14 protein-coding genes and 1 pseudogene are annotated in these 18734 nt (G+C 60.0%); 7 read left to right on the forward strand and 8 right to left on the reverse strand.

The window, feature by feature from the left end; genetic code table 11:
* The first annotated feature begins 1 nt into the window (after position 1).
* Positions 2 to 3904: an ATP-dependent RNA helicase HrpA gene (gene hrpA / locus HMPREF9538_RS01810; RefSeq protein ID WP_009760650.1), complete on the forward strand. Its 3903-nt coding sequence runs from the start codon at positions 2 to 4 to the stop codon at positions 3902 to 3904.
* A gap of 60 nt (positions 3905 to 3964) precedes the next feature.
* Here the strand turns inward: hrpA and HMPREF9538_RS01805 are convergent, their stop codons facing one another.
* From HMPREF9538_RS01805 to HMPREF9538_RS01780, 6 genes and pseudogenes are all read right to left on the reverse strand, one after another.
* Entirely contained in the window at positions 3965 to 4639 is a 675-nt protein-coding gene (locus tag HMPREF9538_RS01805; RefSeq protein ID WP_009760651.1) for an O-methyltransferase, read from the reverse strand.
* A complete protein-coding gene (locus tag HMPREF9538_RS01800) occupies positions 4640 to 6019 on the reverse strand; it encodes an efflux transporter outer membrane subunit (protein WP_009760652.1) in 1380 nt (459 codons plus the stop codon).
* Positions 6016 to 7101: an HlyD family secretion protein gene (locus tag HMPREF9538_RS01795; protein ID WP_002902965.1), complete on the reverse strand. Its 1086-nt coding sequence runs from the start codon at positions 7099 to 7101 to the stop codon at positions 6016 to 6018. The genes HMPREF9538_RS01800 and HMPREF9538_RS01795 overlap by 4 nt, the downstream gene beginning before the upstream one ends.
* A gap of 28 nt (positions 7102 to 7129) precedes the next feature.
* Positions 7130 to 8782 (reverse strand): annotated as a pseudogene (locus tag HMPREF9538_RS01790) (MFS transporter).
* Entirely contained in the window at positions 8782 to 9213 is a 432-nt protein-coding gene (locus HMPREF9538_RS01785; RefSeq protein ID WP_002902969.1) for a MarR family winged helix-turn-helix transcriptional regulator, read from the reverse strand. The pseudogene HMPREF9538_RS01790 and the gene HMPREF9538_RS01785 overlap by 1 nt, the downstream one beginning before the upstream one ends.
* 107 nt (positions 9214 to 9320) lie before the next feature.
* Positions 9321 to 10268, reverse strand: coding sequence for a LysR family transcriptional regulator (locus tag HMPREF9538_RS01780; RefSeq protein ID WP_009308991.1), 948 nt, complete (start codon positions 10266 to 10268; stop codon positions 9321 to 9323).
* 100 nt (positions 10269 to 10368) lie between these two features.
* Here HMPREF9538_RS01780 and HMPREF9538_RS01775 point away from each other — a divergent pair, with 100 nt between their 5' ends.
* Positions 10369 to 11367 (forward strand): aldo/keto reductase, encoded by a 999-nt coding sequence (locus HMPREF9538_RS01775; protein WP_009760653.1) that lies wholly within the window; start codon positions 10369 to 10371, stop codon positions 11365 to 11367.
* Positions 11368 to 11522: 155 nt separating this feature from the next.
* Here HMPREF9538_RS01775 and HMPREF9538_RS01770 read toward each other — a convergent pair whose 3' ends face one another.
* Together HMPREF9538_RS01770 and HMPREF9538_RS32510 are read right to left on the reverse strand one after the other, a co-directional pair.
* Positions 11523 to 12797: a Glu/Leu/Phe/Val family dehydrogenase gene (locus HMPREF9538_RS01770; protein WP_004151574.1), complete on the reverse strand. Its 1275-nt coding sequence runs from the start codon at positions 12795 to 12797 to the stop codon at positions 11523 to 11525.
* Positions 12798 to 13009: 212 nt separating this feature from the next.
* Complete coding sequence (locus tag HMPREF9538_RS32510) at positions 13010 to 13156, reverse strand: hypothetical protein (RefSeq protein WP_004224524.1); 147 nt, start codon at positions 13154 to 13156, stop codon at positions 13010 to 13012.
* A gap of 169 nt (positions 13157 to 13325) precedes the next feature.
* Here HMPREF9538_RS32510 and HMPREF9538_RS01760 point away from each other — a divergent pair, with 169 nt between their 5' ends.
* The 5 genes from HMPREF9538_RS01760 to HMPREF9538_RS01740 all read left to right on the forward strand — a co-directional run.
* Complete coding sequence (locus tag HMPREF9538_RS01760) at positions 13326 to 14531, forward strand: bifunctional succinylornithine transaminase/acetylornithine transaminase (RefSeq protein WP_020316480.1); 1206 nt, start codon at positions 13326 to 13328, stop codon at positions 14529 to 14531.
* Positions 14532 to 14549: 18 nt separating this feature from the next.
* The gene (astA, locus tag HMPREF9538_RS01755) at positions 14550 to 15572 is read left to right on the forward strand and encodes an arginine N-succinyltransferase (protein WP_004140076.1); all 1023 of its coding nucleotides are present in this window, start codon (positions 14550 to 14552) and stop codon (positions 15570 to 15572) included.
* Positions 15563 to 17029: a succinylglutamate-semialdehyde dehydrogenase gene (astD, locus tag HMPREF9538_RS01750; RefSeq protein ID WP_004210329.1), complete on the forward strand. Its 1467-nt coding sequence runs from the start codon at positions 15563 to 15565 to the stop codon at positions 17027 to 17029. Before astA ends, astD begins: the two co-directional genes overlap by 10 nt.
* A 21-nt stretch (positions 17030 to 17050) precedes the next feature.
* Entirely contained in the window at positions 17051 to 18391 is a 1341-nt protein-coding gene (gene astB / locus HMPREF9538_RS01745) for an N-succinylarginine dihydrolase (protein WP_004148240.1), read from the forward strand.
* A gap of 10 nt (positions 18392 to 18401) precedes the next feature.
* Positions 18402 to 18734 (forward strand): succinylglutamate desuccinylase/aspartoacylase domain-containing protein (locus tag HMPREF9538_RS01740; protein ID WP_171805150.1); only part of this gene is annotated, 333 nt, incomplete at its 3' end.

Below are 18734 nucleotides of genomic sequence, written 5' to 3' on the forward strand. Positions count from 1 at the left end.
TATGACAGAACAACAAAAAATCACCTTCCCCCAGCTTTATCAACAGCTCGACGGCCTGATGCTGCGCGACAAAACGCGCTTTGCCCGCCGTCTGCACGGCGTGAAGAAGGTTAAAAATCCTGAATCGCAACAGGCCATTCTGCAGGAGATGGCGCTGGAGATAAGCCAGGCAGCCGGTAAAGTCCTGCTGCGCGAAGCGGCGCGTCCGGCCATCACCTATCCGGAAAACCTGCCGGTTAGCCAGAAAAAACAAGAGATTCTCGAGGCGGTGCGCGACCACCAGGTGGTGATCGTCGCCGGGGAGACCGGTTCGGGTAAAACCACCCAGCTGCCCAAAATCTGCATGGAGCTGGGCCGCGGGCTGAAAGGACTCATCGGCCATACCCAGCCGCGTCGCCTGGCGGCGCGGACCGTCGCCAATCGTATTGCCGAAGAGCTGCAGAGCGAGCCGGGCGGCTGCATCGGCTATAAAGTCCGCTTCAGCGACCACGTCAGCGAAAACACCATGGTTAAGCTAATGACCGACGGTATCCTGCTGGCGGAGATCCAGCAGGATCGTCTGTTGATGCAGTACGACACCATCATTATCGATGAGGCGCACGAGCGCAGCCTGAATATTGACTTTCTGCTCGGCTATCTGAAAGAGCTCCTGCCGCGCCGCCCGGACCTGAAAATCATCATTACCTCGGCGACCATCGACCCGGAACGTTTCTCAAAGCATTTCAATAATGCGCCGATTATCGAAGTCTCCGGGCGGACTTACCCGGTGGAAGTGCGCTATCGGCCGATAGTGGAAGAGGCGGACGATACCGAGCGCGATCAGTTACAGGCGATCTTTGATGCGGTTGACGAACTGGGGCGCGAAGGGCCCGGCGATATTCTGATCTTTATGAGCGGTGAGCGGGAAATTCGCGATACCGCCGATGCGCTGAATAAGCTGGATCTGCGCCATACCGAAGTGCTGCCGCTGTACGCCCGCCTGTCCAACAGCGAGCAGAACCGCGTCTTCCAGCCGCACAGCGGACGACGCATCGTGCTGGCGACCAACGTGGCGGAAACCTCGCTGACCGTGCCGGGCATTAAATACGTTATCGATCCCGGTACTGCGCGTATCAGCCGTTACAGCTACCGCACCAAGGTGCAGCGCCTGCCGATCGAGCCGGTTTCCCAGGCGTCCGCCAACCAGCGTAAGGGCCGCTGCGGCCGCGTTTCGGAAGGGATCTGTATTCGTCTTTATTCAGAAGACGATTTCCTGTCGCGCCCAGAATTTACCGACCCGGAGATTCTGCGCACCAACCTGGCGTCGGTCATCCTGCAGATGACCGCCCTGGGCTTAGGCGATATCGCCGCCTTCCCGTTTGTCGAAGCGCCGGATAAGCGCAATATCCAGGACGGCGTACGCCTGCTGGAAGAGCTGGGCGCCATCACCACCGATGCGCAGGCAACGGCTTATAAGCTAACCCCGCTGGGCCGCCAGCTCAGCCAGCTACCGGTGGATCCGCGTCTGGCGCGCATGGTGCTGGAGGCGCAGAAGCACGGCTGCGTGCGGGAAGCGATGATCATCACCTCCGCGCTGTCGATCCAGGACCCGCGCGAGCGGCCGATGGACAAACAGCAGGCCTCTGACGAAAAACATCGCCGCTTCCACGATAAAGAGTCCGATTTCCTCGCCTTCGTCAATCTGTGGAACTACCTCGGCGAGCAGCAGAAGGCGCTGTCGTCGAATCAGTTCCGCCGCCAGTGCCGGGTCGATTTTCTTAACTATCTGCGCGTGCGCGAGTGGCAGGACATCTACACCCAGCTGCGCCAGGTGGTGAAAGAGCTTGGCCTGCCGATCAACAGTGAGCCGGCGGAATATCGCGAGATCCATACTGCGCTGCTGACCGGTCTGCTGTCGCACATCGGCATGAAGGATGCCGATAAACAGGAGTATACCGGCGCCCGTAATGCGCGGTTCTCTATCTTCCCCGGCTCCGGTCTATTCAAGAAGCCGCCGAAGTGGACGATGGTGGCGGAGCTGGTCGAGACCAGCCGCCTGTGGGGGCGTATTGCCGCGCGCATTGAGCCGGAGTGGGTGGAGCCGGTAGCGCAGCACCTGATCAAGCGCTCATACAGTGAGCCGCACTGGGAGCGGGCGCAGGGCGCGGTGATGGCGACGGAAAAGGTCACCGTTTACGGCCTGCCGATCGTCGCCGCGCGTAAGGTCAACTACAGCCAGATCGACCCGGCGCTGTGCCGCGAACTGTTTATCCGCCATGCGCTGGTGGAGGGCGACTGGCAGACGCGTCACGCCTTCTTCCGCGATAACCTGAAGCTGCGGGCGGAAATCGAAGAGCTGGAGCATAAGTCGCGCCGTCGCGACATCCTGGTTGATGACGAGACGATGTTCGAGTTTTACGACCAGCGCATTAGCCACGATGTCATCTCCGCTCGCCACTTTGATAAGTGGTGGAAGCAGGCCAGCCGCGAAACGCCAGACTTGCTCAATTTTGAAAAGAGCATGCTGATTAAAGAGGGGGCGGAGCAGGTCAGTAAACTGGACTACCCGAATTTCTGGCATCAGGGCAACCTCAAGCTGCGGCTTAGCTACCAGTTTGAACCTGGCGCCGACGCCGATGGCGTGACGGTGCATATTCCGCTGCCGCTGCTGAACCAGGTAGAGGAAGCCGGGTTTGAATGGCAGATCCCTGGTCTGCGTCGCGAGCTGATTATCGCGCTGATAAAATCGCTGCCGAAGCCGGTAAGGCGCAATTTCGTCCCGGCTCCCAACTATGCGGAAGCGTTTCTTGGCCGGGCGGCGCCGCTCGAGCTGCCGCTGCTCGATTCGCTGGAGCGCGAGCTGCGTAAGATGACCGGCGTGACCATCGACCGCGAAGCCTGGCAGTGGGATCAGGTGCCCGATCACCTGAAAATCACCTTCCGGGTGGTGGATGATAAAAACAAGAAGCTGCAGGAAGGGCGCTCGCTGCAGGCGTTGAAAGACGCCCTGAAGGGCAAAGTGCAGGAGACGCTGTCGGCGGTCGCTGATGACGGTATTGAGCAAAGCGGGCTGCATATCTGGAGCTTTGGCACCCTGGCGGAAAGTTACGAACAGAAGCGCGGTAACTATAAGGTGAAAGCCTGGCCGGCGCTGGTGGACGAGCGCGACAGCGTGGCCATCAAACTGTTTGATAATCCACAGGAACAGCAGCAGGCCATGTGGCGCGGTCTGCGTCGCCTGCTGCTGCTCAACATCCCGTCGCCGATTAAGTATCTGCACGAGAAACTACCGAATAAAGCCAAGCTTGGGCTCTACTTTAACCCGTACGGCAAAGTGCTGGATCTGATTGACGATTGCATCTCCTGCGGCGTTGATAAGCTTATTGACGAGGCGGGCGGTCCGGTGTGGACGGGAGAGGGCTTTAGTCAGCTGCACGATAAAGTGCGAGCCGAGCTCAACGACACGGTGGTGGAGATCGCTAAACAGGTCGAGCAGATCCTCACCGCGGTGTTCAATATCAACAAACGGCTGAAAGGCCGGGTGGATATGACCATGGCGCTGGGGCTGTCGGATATCAAAGCGCAGATGGCGGGTCTGGTGTATCGCGGCTTTGTTACCGGCAACGGTTTCCGCCGTCTTGGCGATACGCTGCGCTATCTGCAGGCGATTGAAAAGCGTCTGGAGAAGATGGCTATCGATCCGCACCGCGATCGGGCGCAGATGCTTAAGGTGGAGAGCGTGCAGCAGGCGTGGCAGCAGTGGCTGAATAAGCTACCGCCGAACCGCCGTGAGGACGACGATGTCCGGGAGATCCGCTGGATGATCGAGGAGCTGCGGGTCAGCTTCTTCGCCCAGCAGCTGGGCACCCCGTATCCTATCTCGGACAAGCGAGTGTTGCAGGCGATGGAGCAAATTACCCCATAGCCTGGCTGGTTGTCCCCGGTGGCGCTGCGCTTACCGGGGCTACTGGTCAGGCGTCCACGCTTAAGCGTTTACCCACGCCAGAGTAAAGCCGTCCCAGCCTTTAGTGCCCACGGTTTGCAGCGCCGTTGCCGTCAACCGTGGCTCGGCGCCCATCATCTCAATGAACTGACGCACACCCTGAACGCGCTCGTCGGCGCTCTGTGGGTTGACCACTTCGCCGTCGCGTACCACGTTATCGCCAATAATTAAGGTTCCTGGGCGGGAATAACGTAGCGCCCAGCGCAGATAATGGGGGTTATTCGGCTTATCGGCATCGATGAAGATCAGATCGAAAGCGGGACATTCGCCAAGCGACTCCAGGGACTGTAGCGCGGGTCCCTCCCGTAGCGTGACCCGCTGGTCAACGCCCGCCAGCTGCAGATTCTCCCGCGCCACCTGGGCATGATGCGCGTCGGCCTCCAGGGTGAGGAGTTGGCCGTCTGCAGGAAGCTCGCGCGCCATCCAGATGGTGCTATAGCCGCCGAGGGTGCCGATCTCCAGTATCCGCTTAGCCTGGGTTAGCCGTACCAGCAGGGCGAGAAACTGACCCTGATTGGCGGCGACATCGTGTGCCGGGAGCCCGGCACTATGGTTGTTTTCCAGTACCCGATCGAGCACAGGATCGCCGGGAATTAAGGCCTTAATCAAATAATTGTCTACTGCCGACCACTGTTGTTGCATATGACGCTTCCCCATTTAGCTCCCTGATGAGTCAGACCAGCCGCCTCCCAGCGCCCGGTACAGATCGATCTGCGCCAGCAGCAAGTTGTTCTTCACCTGCACCCCGCTAAGCTGGGTGGAGAACAGCGTTCGCTGGGCATCAAGCACATCCAGATAAGAAGAGTAGCCGTTACGGTAGCGGTTTTGTGCAATACGTAAGGTTTCCTGGGCAACGGTCTCTTGTTCCTGAAGCTCGGATAACTGTTCGCCATAGCGACTGATGGCGTCCAGGCTGTCATTGACCTCTTTGAACGCGCTGCGCACCGTTTTCTCATAGCTATAGAGCGCCTGGTTGCGCTGGGCCATGGAGACGTCCACCTGGGCATTTAACGCCTGGCGGTTTAGCAGCGGCGCCAGAATACTGCCGCCAAGACTCCACAGCCGCAGCGGGTTGTCCAGCAGATCCGGCAGCGTCCGGTCCTGCAGGCTGCCGGTAGCGGTCAGGTTAATAGAGGGCAGCAGCTGCGCCTGCGACGAGGCCAGCGTGGCGTCGGCGGCCACCAGCTGGCGCTCGGCCTGAGCGATGTCCGGACGGCGGTTGAGCAAGGTGGACGGCAGCTGCGACGGCAGACGCAGCGGGGTAAGCTGGGCGAACTCGCCGCGTTTTACCGCGCCAGGGTTATCGCCGAGCAGCACGCTGAGCGCATTTTCCTGCTGCGCAATCTGGTGCTGTAGCGGCGGGATCTGCGCCCGCGTTGACCGCAGCTCCGAATCCGCCTGCATTAGCTCAAGGCGTGAAGTATACCCGGTTTCAAACTGACGTTTGGCCAGGCGCCACGCGTCTTCCCTTGATGTTAGCGTCTGCTGGGTCACCCGCAGCTGCTCATCCAGCGACAGCAGCGTGACGTAGCCAACGGCCACCGAGCTGGCGACGCTCAAATTGGCGGCGGCGGCGGCGGCTTTCTGCGCCTCAAGGCTGGCCCCGGCGGCGTTGGCCGCGCTGCGGTTCGCTCCCCAGATATCGACATCATAGCTGGCGGTCAGGCCGCCCTTATACAGTGTGCTGTGGATCGGCAGGCCGGTGGCGGCGGACTGCGTCCGGGCGCGGGTGCCGGTGAGGCTGGCGTCCAGTGACGGAAACAGGCTGCTGTCGGCGGCGTAAGCGCGCGCCTGATACTCATTCACCCGCTCGCGGGCGATCAGCACATCGCTGTTATAGCGCAGCGCCTGGTCGACATACTGATTGAAGGTACTGTCATGAAAATTGCGCCACCATACACCCTCCACCGGGCTGGCCGGGCCAACGTCGGCCCGCCAGGCGGCAGGAATGGTCAGGGTCGGCTGCGCGCGTTGCACATCGGCGGATTGACAGCCGACCAGCGCCAGAACGATAGCAAGGGCGACCGGGCGGATCATGGTTGTTTCTCCGCACGGGTATCAATAGTCACCTGCACCGACATCCCCGGCCGCAGGCGTTCGCTGTTGTTTTGCCCGTCGTTGACCGTAATACGCACCGGGATGCGCTGGGCAATCTTGACGAAATTGCCGGTGGCGTTGTCCGGAGAGATGGCGCTGAACTCCACCCCGGTCGCCGGGGAGATACTCTGCACCTTGCCGTGGAAGGTCTCGCCGTTGAGCGCGTCTACGGTGAAGGTGACCGGCTGGCCAACGCGTACTTCGGCCAGCTGGGTCTCTTTGAGGTTGGCAATCACCCAGTGCTGCGGCGGAACCAGCGAGGTCAGATGGGTTCCGGCGCTGACATAGGCGCCAAGACGCACCGAGATCTGCCCCAGCTGGCCGCCGGTGGGGGCGATAATCTGGGTATTCTGCAGGTCGATCTGCGCCAGCTCAAGCGCCGCTTTGGCGCTGGCCACGTCGGCCTCCAGCGAATCGCGATTGACGATGGTCGATTCACGGTCCTGGCGCGACATCTCCAGCGCCGCTTTCGCCTGCTCAATATCCGCCGCCCCTTGCGCCGCGCTGGCCCGTGCCGAATCACGTTCGCGGATCGACAGCGAACCGTCGGCGGTTAACTGCTGGATGCGTTTTAAATCGGCCTGGATTTTCAGATTCTGCGCGCGGGCGTTTTGCAGCGCGGCTTCATTCTTGGCGATCGTCGCCTCGGCGCTTTTGCGCTGTTGCAGGTTATTGCGCAGCGCGGCCTCTTTCATCGCCAGGGTAGCCTGGGCCTGATGCACCCGCTGTTTATAGATGCGATCGTCTATCTGGAACAGCACCTCGCCCGGCTGGACAATCGCGAAATCTTTGACGTTGACGGCGGTGATATAGCCGTTGACCTGCGGGCTAATAAAGGTGGTCTGCCCGCGCACATAGGCGTTGTCGGTAAACTGGCTATGGCGAGTGAACGGCGGCAGTTGCCAGGCGTAGAGGATCACCAGCACGCCGACGAGGCCTATCGCCGCGGCGGTAAAAATGGAAACCACGCGAATATTATTCCGGGTGTTGGCCTGTTGTTTGGCCGCATCCTGCTGACTCATAACGACTCCAGAGATGAAATGATGATAATTATTTGCTGCCGGTAGCGCGTTGCAACGCGATACGGGCAGTCAGTCGTAAGCGAATTAAGCGCCAGAAAACCCACACTAGTGTCCCGGCGGAGATCGCCGCCGTCAGCAGATAGGTATCATTCCAGGCGAGAATATTGGCCTGCAGCGTCGCGGCGTTTTGCAGCAGGGTGGTGGCCTGAACGTTGAGTAGCGTACTGTCGCCAATCTGGCTCTGATACATCTGGCTGTACTGCTGCAGCCGCTCGACGATCAGCGGGTTCAGGGTGGTTATCTGGTCCGCCAGCTGGCTGGAGTGGAATTTCTCACGCCAGGTCTGGAAGGTGCCGAGGATCGCCGAGCCGAGCAGCCCGCCAATGTTCTGGCTCATGCCGAACAGCACCGAGAAGCTGACCAGGTTGCGCGGGTCGGCAAACACGCCGCCAATCCCGGCGAGCATCGCCGGGGCCAGAAAGAAGGCGCTGCCGAAGCCGAGTAAAAACTGGCTGAACATTAATTGTTCCGGACGGGTGAGGGCGTTGGACTGGCTGTCGAGCAGCGAGGCTATCATGATCAGCGCCAGCGCGGTGGCGGTCGGCCAGTAGAGCTTCTGCGGGTTGAGCGTCAGACAGCTGGCAATGATCCCGCACAGAATACCGGCGAAAATCGACCACGCGAGGTTAGTCATCTGTTCGTTTTGCAGGCCAACGTACTGCAGCCAGCCGATGACCCCGGTGTTCTGCTCCGCCAACACGATGCGGATCAACAGCATAATCAGGCCCAGACGCACGATGCTGCCGCTGGAGAGCCATTTGGTATTGAGCAGGGGGTTGCTGCGGTTATGCTCGAAGGTAATCGCAGCGACGATCAGTATTACCGCCGCCGCCAGCGCCCAGCCGATCCACGGCGCTTCAAACCACCACTCGAGCCGCCCCAGCGACAGCACGGCGCACACCAGCGCCATGCCGGGCGCCAGCAGAAAGAAGGTAATGAAATCCTTTTTTTCGAACACTTTTTTACGATCGCTTGGCGGCAGTTTTAGCGCGATGACGCAGGCCAGCGACACCAGCGCCAGGCCCAGCTCAAAGAAGTAGAGACCACGCCATTCATCGGTCTGCAGCAGTTCGGTGGAAAAGAGGCGCGCCAGGGGAATGGCCAGCGACGAGCCGGTGATGCCGATAGTCAGCCCTTTCAGGCGATGGCGCGCAGGCCAGGCCTGTACCTGGTAGTAAATCCCCAGCGAGCTGAGCGCCGCGGCCACCATGCCATGGGCGGCGCGAACCATCATCGCTGAGCTGAGATCGTTGACGAAGAGGTGGAAAAAGGTGACCAGCACATAGAGCACCAGAAAGCCTTCGGTGAAAGCGCGCAGGCCAAACTGCTGGCGGAATTTCACCAGCAGCAGGTTGATGGAGACGTTGGTCATCACGTATACCGCCGGCAGCCAGGCGATTTCTGTCGACCAGGCGGCGAAGGTACCCTGCAGCAGCTGCAGGTTGGCGGTGACCACTGCGTTGCCCAGCGCGCCGGTGAGACATACCAGCAGACCGACCACGCCGTAGGCAAGGCGTTTCGCCGGACTGTGCAGCGGCGTCGACGGCGAACCGAGCAGAGCCGGTTTTTCATGCGGCGCCCAGTCATGCGGGGCGTAGGGGTTATCCTGGCGACGGGGCATTATTTCTTCTCCACTTCGCGCAACAGCTTTTCCAGCACCCGCTGGGTTTGCTCCTGCTCCTGTGGGGTAATCGCCGTCAGGATCTCTTCGCGCAGATCGTCAGCCACCGTTTTGACCTGTTCATAGAGGGCCTTCCCTTTGTCGGTGACCACCAGCAGTCGCTTACGTTTGTCGCTGGCGGTGGTGATGCGCTCAACCAGTCCGAGGGCGACCAGACGATGGATCAACGGCACAATGGTCGGGCTCTCCACCCCCAGCTCCTGCGCCAGTTCGCTTTGCGACAGCGGCTGCTGGTGGCGGGCGATGGACGCTACCGCCACCCAGCTGGCCTGGCTGAGACCGAGATTTTTCAGCCGACGATTGACCGCCAGCCGCCAGTGGTGCGCGGTGAGGTATAAAAGATGAGAGAAGGTAAGCTGTCGATTGTCCATAGGTCGTCTGTCAATATCGTTAGAGCTCTAACGATTTTATGCCGGATAACCGCCGGAGTTCAAGATGAAAGATAGAAATTGGTTAACGGTATGTACGTTAATTGTAGTTAATCTTCCGGCCGCGATCCGTGTCGTGCGGTCTGCTGACCGAGGATATTTTTATTCTGCGCCATCACCCAGGCGATAAAGGCCCGCAGGGGGGCGGGAATATGTTTCCGGCTTGGGTAGTAGACGCAGAAATGGTCGGCAGGATAGCGGTAGTCGGGTAACAAATGGACCAGGCTGCCGGCGCTCAGCTGCTGCGTCACCAGCGACTGATAGACAAAGGCGATGCCTAATCCGCTCTCCGCGGCCTGGATCATTGCGCTATCGGCATCGACGACCAGATCGCCTTTAACCGCGACCTCGCTAAGCTCGCCGCTGGGGCCAATAAACTCCCAGCGGTACTTCTCACCACCAGGAAAACAGCGGTTAATGCAGCGGAAATTAACTAATGACTGCGGGGTGTCGGGCTCTCCGGCTTCGCGTATATAGTCCGGGCTGGCCACCGGGATCAGCGATAGTTTCTCGCCAAAGGGGATGGCAATCATCTCTTTGGGCACATCCTGCGAATAGCGAATGCCGGCGTCAAAACCGGACTCGATAATATTGACTTTCCGATCGGTGGCATACAGTTCGAGCGTCACATTGGGACAGGCGTTTTTAAAGGCGATAAAATAGTCTTGAAAAAACAGGTCAATAACAATGCGCGGTAAATTAACTTTCACCACGCCTTCCGGAGTCAGACGGTGATAATTCAGACTGTCCACCACCCGGCGATAATCATTGACCACCGGCGTTATATTATTAAGAAATTCCTCACCCACTGCGGTTAATGACAAACTGCGCGTTGAACGATTTAGCAGGCGCACGCCTAACTTTTCTTCCAGATGATTAATAGCGACGGTAAGGGCCGGTGGGGAAAGGTTTAACGCTTTAGCGGCCTGACGAAAACTGCCATGTTTCACTATGAGTATTAATATTTCTATTTGTTGCAGATCGGGCAAGGTTTTCATTGTTAATTTCCAGCTAACACCGCGTTCGGAATAGATTAATTGTTATCAATATGAAAGGGAAGTATATATTTAATGCCATTCAGCAATTAAGGAAAATAAGATGAAAACACGTTATCTTGGAAAAGAGAAGTTTCAGGTTTCCGCATTAGGTCTCGGATGTATGGGGATGAGTTTTGCCTATGGCGGCGCTGAAACGTCGCAGGCGATAAATACGATCCATGCCGCCATGGACATGGGCGTGACCTTCCTGGATACCGCCGAAGTATATGGTCCTTTCGATAATGAAGTTCTGGTCGGAAAAGCGATTAAAGGTTTTCGCGATAAGGTGCAGATTGCCACCAAATTTGGATTTCGTATTTTGCCGACCGGCCAGGGTCTGGAGCGGATGGCCGGCGTTGACAGCCGTCCGGCACATATTCGCGAATCAGTGGAAGGGTCGCTGAAGCGACTGAATGTCGAGACCATCGATCTGCTCTATCAGCACCGCGTCGATCCCGCGGTACCGGTGGAAGAGGTGGTGGGCACTATGGCCGATCTGGTTAAAGAGGGTAAAATTCGCCATATCGGTCTGTCGGAAGTATCTGCTCAGACGCTGCGCCGGGCCTGCAAGGTACATCCGATCGCTGCCGTGCAGTCGGAATATTCGCTATGGAGCCGCGAGCCGGAGGCCGGTATTCTCCACACCTGCCGCGAGCTGGGGGTCGGCTTTGTGCCATACAGCCCGCTTGGCCGCGGCTTCCTGACGGGGACAATTACCGATCCAGGCGTTTTGGCAGCGGATGATTTCCGCCGCCATCTGCCGCGCTTCCAGGCCGAAACCATGCGCAAAAACCAGCTGCTGCTTGAGCGCCTGCAGCAGGTGGCCACCCGCTATGACGCGACCCTTGCGCAGATTGCCCTTGCCTGGGTGATGAGCAAAGGCGAGGATATCGTGCCTATCCCGGGGGCGAGGAAAATTGCTCACCTGCGCGACAATGCCGGCGCCGCGAATATTACCCTCGCGCCGGAGGACATCCTCACCATCGAACATATTTTCACTGCCGACAACGTCACTGGCTTACGCTATACCCAGGGCGACTTTGATTTAATCGAAAAATAATCCCCTACGGGCAGCGGATGGTTATTACTTGCGTGACGTTGTCACCTTTGCCGAACAACTCCTCGTCAGATAGCGCACATCCTCGGCGGTTAACGGCGCGGCAAAGAAAAAAAGGGGCGGCGCAAGGCCACCCCTGATGCGGTTGCTGATGGGGATCAGCCCGGGTAGATGCCGCGGTCTTTACGCGCCATCAGGATGCGCTCGCAGGCCACGATATAGGCGGCGGTGCGCAGCGTACACTCTTTCTCGGCGGCTTTATCCCAGACGTGCACGATAGCGTCGGTCATAATACGGTCCATCTTGGCGTTGATCTCCTCTTCGCTCCAGAAGAAGCTGGCCATGTCCTGTACCCACTCAAAGTAGCTGACGGTCACCCCGCCGGCGTTGCAGATAACGTCCGGCACCACGATCACGCCGCGCTCGGCCAGCACGTCGTCCGCTTCCGGATAGGTTGGGCCGTTGGCCCCTTCCAGCACCAGTTTGCAGGTCAGCTTCTCAGCGCGCTCGCGGGTGATTTGCCCTTCCAGCGCCGCCGGGATCAGGATGTCCATCGGAGTGGTCCAGAAGGCGTCTTTATCGATCTCCTGGGCGCCCGGGAAACCGGCAATCTGCTTTTTCTCCGCCTGCCAGGCGGTGAGGGCGGCCATATCGATTCCGCCTTCGTTATACAGGGTCGCGGTATGATCCTGAATAACCACGATACGAGCGCCGACGCCGGCGAACAGGCGGGCCGCTTCGCTACCGACGTTACCAAAGCCCTGCAGCGCTACTTTGGCGCCTTCAATTTCGATACCGGCGCGACGGGCAACTTCCCGGCCGGTGACAAACACGCCGCGTCCGGTGGCTTTTTCACGACCGAGGGAGCCGCCGAGGTGGATCGGTTTGCCGGTGACCACGCCGGTGATGGTGGTGCCATGGTTCATGGAGTAAGTGTCCATCATCCATGCCATCACTTTGCCATTGGTGCCGACGTCCGGCGCCGGAATATCTTTCTGCGGCCCGATAATAATGCCGATTTCGCTGGTGTAGCGGCGGGTCAGACGCTCCAGTTCACCTTCCGACAAGGAGAAGGGGTCGACGCGGATGCCGCCTTTGGCCCCGCCGTAAGGAATATTGACCGCGGCGCACTTAATGGTCATCCAGGCAGAAAGTGCCATGACTTCGTTAAGATCGACATCCGGATGGTAGCGAACACCACCTTTACCCGGTCCGCGCGACAGATTGTGCTGAACGCGATAGCCCTCGAAGTGGCGGATGGTGCCGTCGTCCATTTGCACAGGAATGTCGACGATCAGCGCGCGCTTCGGATGGCGCAGGGTTTCCACCCAGTAGGCAAGATCGCCGAGATAAGGCGCGACGCGGTCGATCTGGCGCAGGTAGGTGGTCCATGGAGATGTACTACTTTCAGATGCGTAAGATAACTTTTCCATAAGAGTCCTGTTTCTCAGTGTTATTTATGTCGTGTAAAACCGTGGAATAGCTACAGCAGTAAACTCTGTGCAATGAATGGTATCACCAATTTTATAAAGCGGTATTTGACGGCAATTCCGATTTTTAAATTTTTGTTAGATTTTTTATTTTTTAAATGAATAACTACGCACGCCAACCACCCACAAGCTGTGCATTTTAATTCACTTTTTATTCACTTAAGTGCATAAGAAAATATTTTTTCTATGTTTTTCATTATCTTGATGATCTTCAAAAAGTGAATAAATTGCTTTTGCCCGTATTGACAATCTTGTTGTTCACAGGCCAGCATTAGCCCACACAACAACATGGCATTAACCATGAATTAACAATTACCCGTAAAAAGAATAGGGCTTTATTTTTCTGTGGTGAATATTTTTACCATCGCAGCGGGCGCGCTCGTGTCCAAAATAAGCCGAGGGGCAGGGTTGATGTCGATTGTCCAACGCGACGGGAGCGTTTTCCGTCGTCTTACGTTCCGGAGATAAATTATGTCAGGCAGTATGACTCGCGAAGATTTTGACGCTTACCTGGTTCCCTGTTTTGCTCCCGCGCCGTTTATTCCGGTCAGAGCGGCGGGCTCCCGCGTCTGGGACCAGCAGGGGAAAGAGTATATCGATATGGCGGGCGGCATCGCAGTGAACGCCCTGGGCCATGCTCACCCGGCGCTGGCTCAGGCCCTGCAGGATCAACTGGCGAAACTGTGGCATATCGGCAATGGCTATACCAACGAGCCGGTGCTGCAGCTGGCAAAAACCCTCGTGCAGTCGACCTTTGCCGACAAGGTGTTTTTCTGCAACTCCGGCGCCGAAGCCAACGAGGCGGCCCTTAAGCTGGCGCGGAAATATGCCCACGATAAGTTTGGCGGTGAAAAAAGCGAAATCATCGCCTTCAACCACGCCTTCCATGGCCGCACGCTGTTCACCGTCTCCGTTGGCGGCCAGCCGAAATATTCCAGCGATTATGCTCCGCTGCCGCAGGGCATTACCCATCTGCCCTATAACGATATCGAGGCGGTCACCGCGGCGATCTCCTCGCGCACCTGCGCGGTGATCGTCGAGCCGATTATCGGCGAAGGCGGGGTGATCCCGGCGGACCCGGCGTTCCTGCAGGCGCTGCGTACCCTCTGCGATTGCCATCATGCCACTCTGATATTCGATGAGGTGCAGACCGGCGCCGGGCGTACCGGCCATCTCTACGCCTACCAGCATTACAACGTCGTCCCAGACATTCTCACCAGCGCCAAAGGGCTGGGGGGCGGCTTCCCGATCGGCGCGATGCTGGCGAAAGAGGCCTGGGCGCAGATCTTCCAGCCAGGCACCCATGGCACTACCTTCGGCGGCAACCCGCTGGCGGCAACCGTCGCTAACGCCGTGCTGGCCCATCTCGATGCGCCGCTGCTGGCGGGCGTTGGCGAGCGCCATGCGCTGATCGTTGACCAGTTGAATGCGATCTCTGCCCGTTACGATGCGTTCAGCGCCGTGCGCGGCACCGGTCTGCTGATCGGCGCTGAGCTGGCGGGGCCGCTGCGCGGCAAGGCCAAAACGTTGACCAACCTGGCGGCGGAAGAGGGGCTGATCGCCCTGATTGCCGGCCCGGACGTGCTGCGCTTCGCGCCGGCGCTCAATATCCCGCTGGCGGATATTGCGGAAGCCTTCGTGCGCCTTGATCGCGCCGTTGCCCGCTTAACCCGCTAACCGGGAGGACGGCCTGTGATGCTATTTCGTCCCGTACGGGAAAACGATCTCGACGACATCGTCCGCCTCGCCGCGCGGGCGGGGGTCGGCATGACCTCCTTACCGCATGACGTCGGGCGTCTGGCGGCCCGGATCCGGCGCAGTATCGAGACCTTCGCCGGCGAACTGCCCCGCAGCCAGCAGGGTTTCCTGTTTGTGCTGGAGGACACCGCGCTGGCGCGGGTGGTGGGGGTGAGCGCCATTGAGGTCGCAGTGGGCCTGGACGAGCCGTTTTACAATTTTCGCATTCAGAAAACGGTGCGCGCCTCGAAAGCGCTGGGAGTCTATAAGCCCCAGGAGCTGCTTAATCTCAGCTATGACCACACCGGGCATAGTGAGCTATGTACGCTGTTTCTCGACCCGGCGTATCAGCGCAACCGCAATGGTCTGCTGCTCTCCAAGGCGCGCTTTTTATTTATCGCCGCCTTTCGCGAGTGGTTCTCCCCGCACCTGTTTGCCGAACTGCGCGGCTGCAGCGATGAGCAGGGACAGTCGCCGTTCTGGGATGCGCTGGGCCATCATTTCTTCGACATCCCGTTCGCCGATGCCGACCGGCTGACCGGCACCGGCATGAAAACCTTTATTGCCGAACTGATGCCGGCGTACCCGATCTATATCTCACTGCTGCCGGAAGCGGCCCGCGGGGTCATCGGTCAGGTGCATCCCAATACCGCCCCGGCGCGGGCGATCCTCGAGAAAGAGGGTTTCAGCTGGCGCGGCTCGGTGGATATTTTCGATGCCGGTCCGGTGCTGGAGGCGGACACCGATCAGATCCGCGCCGTGCGCGACAGCCAGCGCCTGCCTGTCCGGCAGCTGATGGGCGACCTGCCGGCGCCGACCCTCGTCGCCAACGGTCAATTCGACAACTTTCGGGCGCTGCTGGTGGCCCACGAAGAGCAGGTCTCGCTTGACAGCGCCGCGCTGGACGCGCTGCAGGTCAGTGAAACCGACCGCGTTTATACGGTAACCCTGAATCCAGAGGACAACAGATCATGGCGGTAAAAGCACAGTTTATAGCCGGGCAGTGGCTGCCAGGCAGCGGCGCAACGATGAGCAAACTGGCCCCGGAGGATCAGTCGCTGCTGTGGCAGGCGGCCAGCGCGGGGGCTGACGACGTCCAGGCGGCCTGCGCCGCGGCGCGCGCGGCGTTTTATCCCTGGTCGCACCGGCCGCTGGCCGAGCGTATTGACGTCGTACAGCGTTTTGCCGCGCTGCTGGAGACGCATAAAGAGGCGCTGGCGACCCTGATTTCCCGCGAGACCAGCAAGCCGCTGTGGGAGACCCGCACCGAAGTGCAGGCGATGATCGGCAAGGCCGCGATCTCCATCGAGGCCTATCACCAGCGGACGGGCTTTCATGAGTCGACGCTGCCGGACGGTAAAGCGCTGCTGCGCCACAAACCGCACGGCGTGATGGCGGTCTTTGGCCCCTACAACTTCCCGGGCCACCTGCCCAACGGACATATCATTCCGGCGCTGATCGCCGGGAACACCATTGTGTTTAAACCCAGCGAGCTGACGCCGGCTACCGCTGAAATGACGGTCCAGCTGTGGCAGCAGGCGGGCATCCCCGACGGGGCGATCAACCTGCTGCAGGGCGGAAAAGCCACCGGCCAGGCGCTGCTGGAAAATCGTGATATCGACGGCGTGCTGTTCACCGGCAGCGCGGCGGCCGGTTTCCACTTCCATCGCTACTTCGGCGGCCAGCCGGAGAAGATGCTGGCCCTCGAGATGGGCGGCAACAACGCACTGATCGTCGCCGACGTGGCCGATATCGATGCGGCGCTGCATGTGATTATCCAGTCGGCGTTTATCTCTGCCGGGCAGCGCTGCACCTGCGCGCGCCGGCTGATCGTGCCGCGCGGCGAGCAGGGGGATGCGCTGCTGCAGCGGCTGGTAGAGGCCAGCGCGCAGATCCGCGCCGGCAAGTGGGATGATCAGCCGGCGCCGTTTATGGGCGGGGTGATCTCTCTCGACGCTGCGCAGAACATGCTGGCGGCGCAGCAAAAACTGGAGGGGCTCGGCGGCAAGGTGCTGCTGCGCATGCGCCAGCCTGACCCGCGCTCCACGGTGCTGACCCCGGGGATCGTCGACGTCACCGGTATTGAGGTGCCGGATGAAGAGTACTTTGGCCCGCTGCTGACGATTATCCGTTACGACGGCTTCCCGGAGGCGATTCGCCTCGCCAATCAGACCCGCTATGGCCTGGCCGTCGGGCTGATCTCCAGCGATGCGGCGCAGTTTGATCAGCTGGCGGACGAGGCGCGAGCCGGGATCGTCAACTGGAACAAGCCGCTGACCGGCGCATCGAGTAAAGCGCCGTTTGGCGGGGTGGGCGCCTCCGGCAACCATCGCGCGGCAGCGTGGTACGCCGCCGACTACTGTGCCTGGCCGATGGCCTCTCTGGTCAGCGATACGCTGACGCTTCCGGCGACGGTATCGCCGGGCCTGCCATTCTGATAACGGATCCTGTGAGGACATATGTCTGGTTTTGAAGCAAACTTTGATGGCCTGGTCGGCCCGACGCACCACTACGCCGGACTCTCCGTCGGCAATGAAGCCTCGCAAAATAACCGCGATGGTCTCTCTAACCCTAAAAAGGCGGCGCTGCAGGGGCTGTATAAAATGAAAGCCCTGGCCGATCGCGGCTTCGTGCAGGGCATTCTGCCGCCGCAGCCGCGGCCGAATCTGCGTCTGCTGCGTGAAGTGGGTTTCCAGGGCAGCGATGAGCAGGTTATCCGGCAGGCGGCCCACGCGGCGCCGCAGCTGCTCTCCGCCTTCAGCTCCGCCTCGTCGATGTGGACCGCCAACGCGGCGACTGTCTCACCGTCGGCGGACAGCGCCGATGGCAAAGTCCATTTCACCGTCGCCAACCTGAACAATAAGCTGCACCGTATGCAGGAGGCACCCACCACCTCGGCGATCCTGGGCGCCACGTTCGCCGATCCGCGCTACTTTGCCCACCATGCGGCGCTGCCGCAGCATGGCGACCTCGGCGATGAAGGGGCGGCCAACCACAACCGCTTCTGCCGGGAATATGACCGGCAGGGAGTGCAGTTTTTCGTCTATGGTCGACGCGCCAGCGGCGGTATCGCCCCGGTGAAGTATCCGGCGCGGCAGACCCTCGAGGCCAGCGAAGCGGTGGCCCGCCTGCATCAGCTGGATCCGCGCTACACGGTGTTTGCCCAGCAGGCGCCGCAGGCTATCGATCGCGGCGTGTTTCATAACGACGTCATCGCGGTCAGCAATCGCCATGTGCTGTTCCACCATCAGCAGGCGTTTGTCGATCAGGCTACAGTGCTGGCCACGCTGCGGGCTAAAAGCGACAGTCTGGATATCCCGTTCACCAGCGTGGAAGTGCCGGACGAGCGGGTTTCGCTCGACGACGCCGTGGCCTCATACCTGTTCAACAGCCAGCTGCTGAGCAAACCAGACGGCAAGATGCTGATCGTGGTGCCGGAGGAGTGCCGCCAGCGGGAAAACGTCTGGCGCTATCTCAGCGATCTCGCCGCCGATAGCGCATCGCCGATCGATGAAGTGGCGGTCTTTGACCTGCGGGAAAGCATGCGCAACGGCGGCGGCCCGGCCTGTCTGCGGCTGCGAGTGGTGCTCAACGAGGCGGAGCGCCAGGCGGTCAACGCCCATAGCCTGATGAACGACGAACGTTATCAGCAGCTGACGGCATGGGTGGAAAAACACTATCGCGACCGGCTGCATGCCCGCGATCTGGCGGACCCGCAGCTGCTGCGCGAGGTTTATCAGGCGCTGGATGAGCTGACGCAGATCCTGCGCCTCGGCGCGGTCTATGATTTTCAGCGTTAAGGAGCGGCAGATGGAGCACCTGGTTAACGATTTACTGCACTGCCGCCTGCAGGCGTGGACCTTTCCGGCGGGCATCGAGGCCCGCTGGCTGGGCGAGGGCATTTTACAGCTGCTGCCGACGGCGCCGTGGCGCCAGGCGACGATCCTCTCCGCCGGCGTGCATGGCAATGAGACCGCGCCGATTGAACTGCTGCTGCAGCTAACCCACGATCTGAGCCAGGGGCGGCAGCCGCTCACGCAGGCGCTGCTGATCGTCTTTGGTAATCTGCCGGCGATCCGCGCCGCGCGCCGCTATCTGCATAACGACCTGAATCGCCTGTTCGGCGGCCGCCATCTGGCGGTC

This window comes from Klebsiella sp. MS 92-3, assembly GCF_000195655.1.
Taxonomy (GTDB): domain Bacteria; phylum Pseudomonadota; class Gammaproteobacteria; order Enterobacterales; family Enterobacteriaceae; genus Klebsiella; species Klebsiella pneumoniae.

What these genes read in the sequence shown, in the direction of transcription:
- hrpA (WP_009760650.1), top strand. Translation starts at nt 2, where the DNA reads ATGACAGAACAACAAAAAATCACCTTCCCCCAGCTTTATCAACAGCTC.
- HMPREF9538_RS01805 (WP_009760651.1), bottom strand. Translation starts at nt 4,639, where the DNA reads ATGGGGAAGCGTCATATGCAACAACAGTGGTCGGCAGTAGACAATTAT.
- HMPREF9538_RS01800 (WP_009760652.1), bottom strand. Translation starts at nt 6,019, where the DNA reads ATGATCCGCCCGGTCGCCCTTGCTATCGTTCTGGCGCTGGTCGGCTGT.
- HMPREF9538_RS01795 (WP_002902965.1), bottom strand. Translation starts at nt 7,101, where the DNA reads ATGAGTCAGCAGGATGCGGCCAAACAACAGGCCAACACCCGGAATAAT.
- HMPREF9538_RS01785 (WP_002902969.1), bottom strand. Translation starts at nt 9,213, where the DNA reads ATGGACAATCGACAGCTTACCTTCTCTCATCTTTTATACCTCACCGCG.
- HMPREF9538_RS01780 (WP_009308991.1), bottom strand. Translation starts at nt 10,268, where the DNA reads ATGAAAACCTTGCCCGATCTGCAACAAATAGAAATATTAATACTCATA.
- HMPREF9538_RS01775 (WP_009760653.1), top strand. Translation starts at nt 10,369, where the DNA reads ATGAAAACACGTTATCTTGGAAAAGAGAAGTTTCAGGTTTCCGCATTA.
- HMPREF9538_RS01770 (WP_004151574.1), bottom strand. Translation starts at nt 12,797, where the DNA reads ATGGAAAAGTTATCTTACGCATCTGAAAGTAGTACATCTCCATGGACC.
- HMPREF9538_RS32510 (WP_004224524.1), bottom strand. Translation starts at nt 13,156, where the DNA reads ATGGTTAATGCCATGTTGTTGTGTGGGCTAATGCTGGCCTGTGAACAA.
- HMPREF9538_RS01760 (WP_020316480.1), top strand. Translation starts at nt 13,326, where the DNA reads ATGTCAGGCAGTATGACTCGCGAAGATTTTGACGCTTACCTGGTTCCC.
- astA (WP_004140076.1), top strand. Translation starts at nt 14,550, where the DNA reads ATGCTATTTCGTCCCGTACGGGAAAACGATCTCGACGACATCGTCCGC.
- astD (WP_004210329.1), top strand. Translation starts at nt 15,563, where the DNA reads ATGGCGGTAAAAGCACAGTTTATAGCCGGGCAGTGGCTGCCAGGCAGC.
- astB (WP_004148240.1), top strand. Translation starts at nt 17,051, where the DNA reads ATGTCTGGTTTTGAAGCAAACTTTGATGGCCTGGTCGGCCCGACGCAC.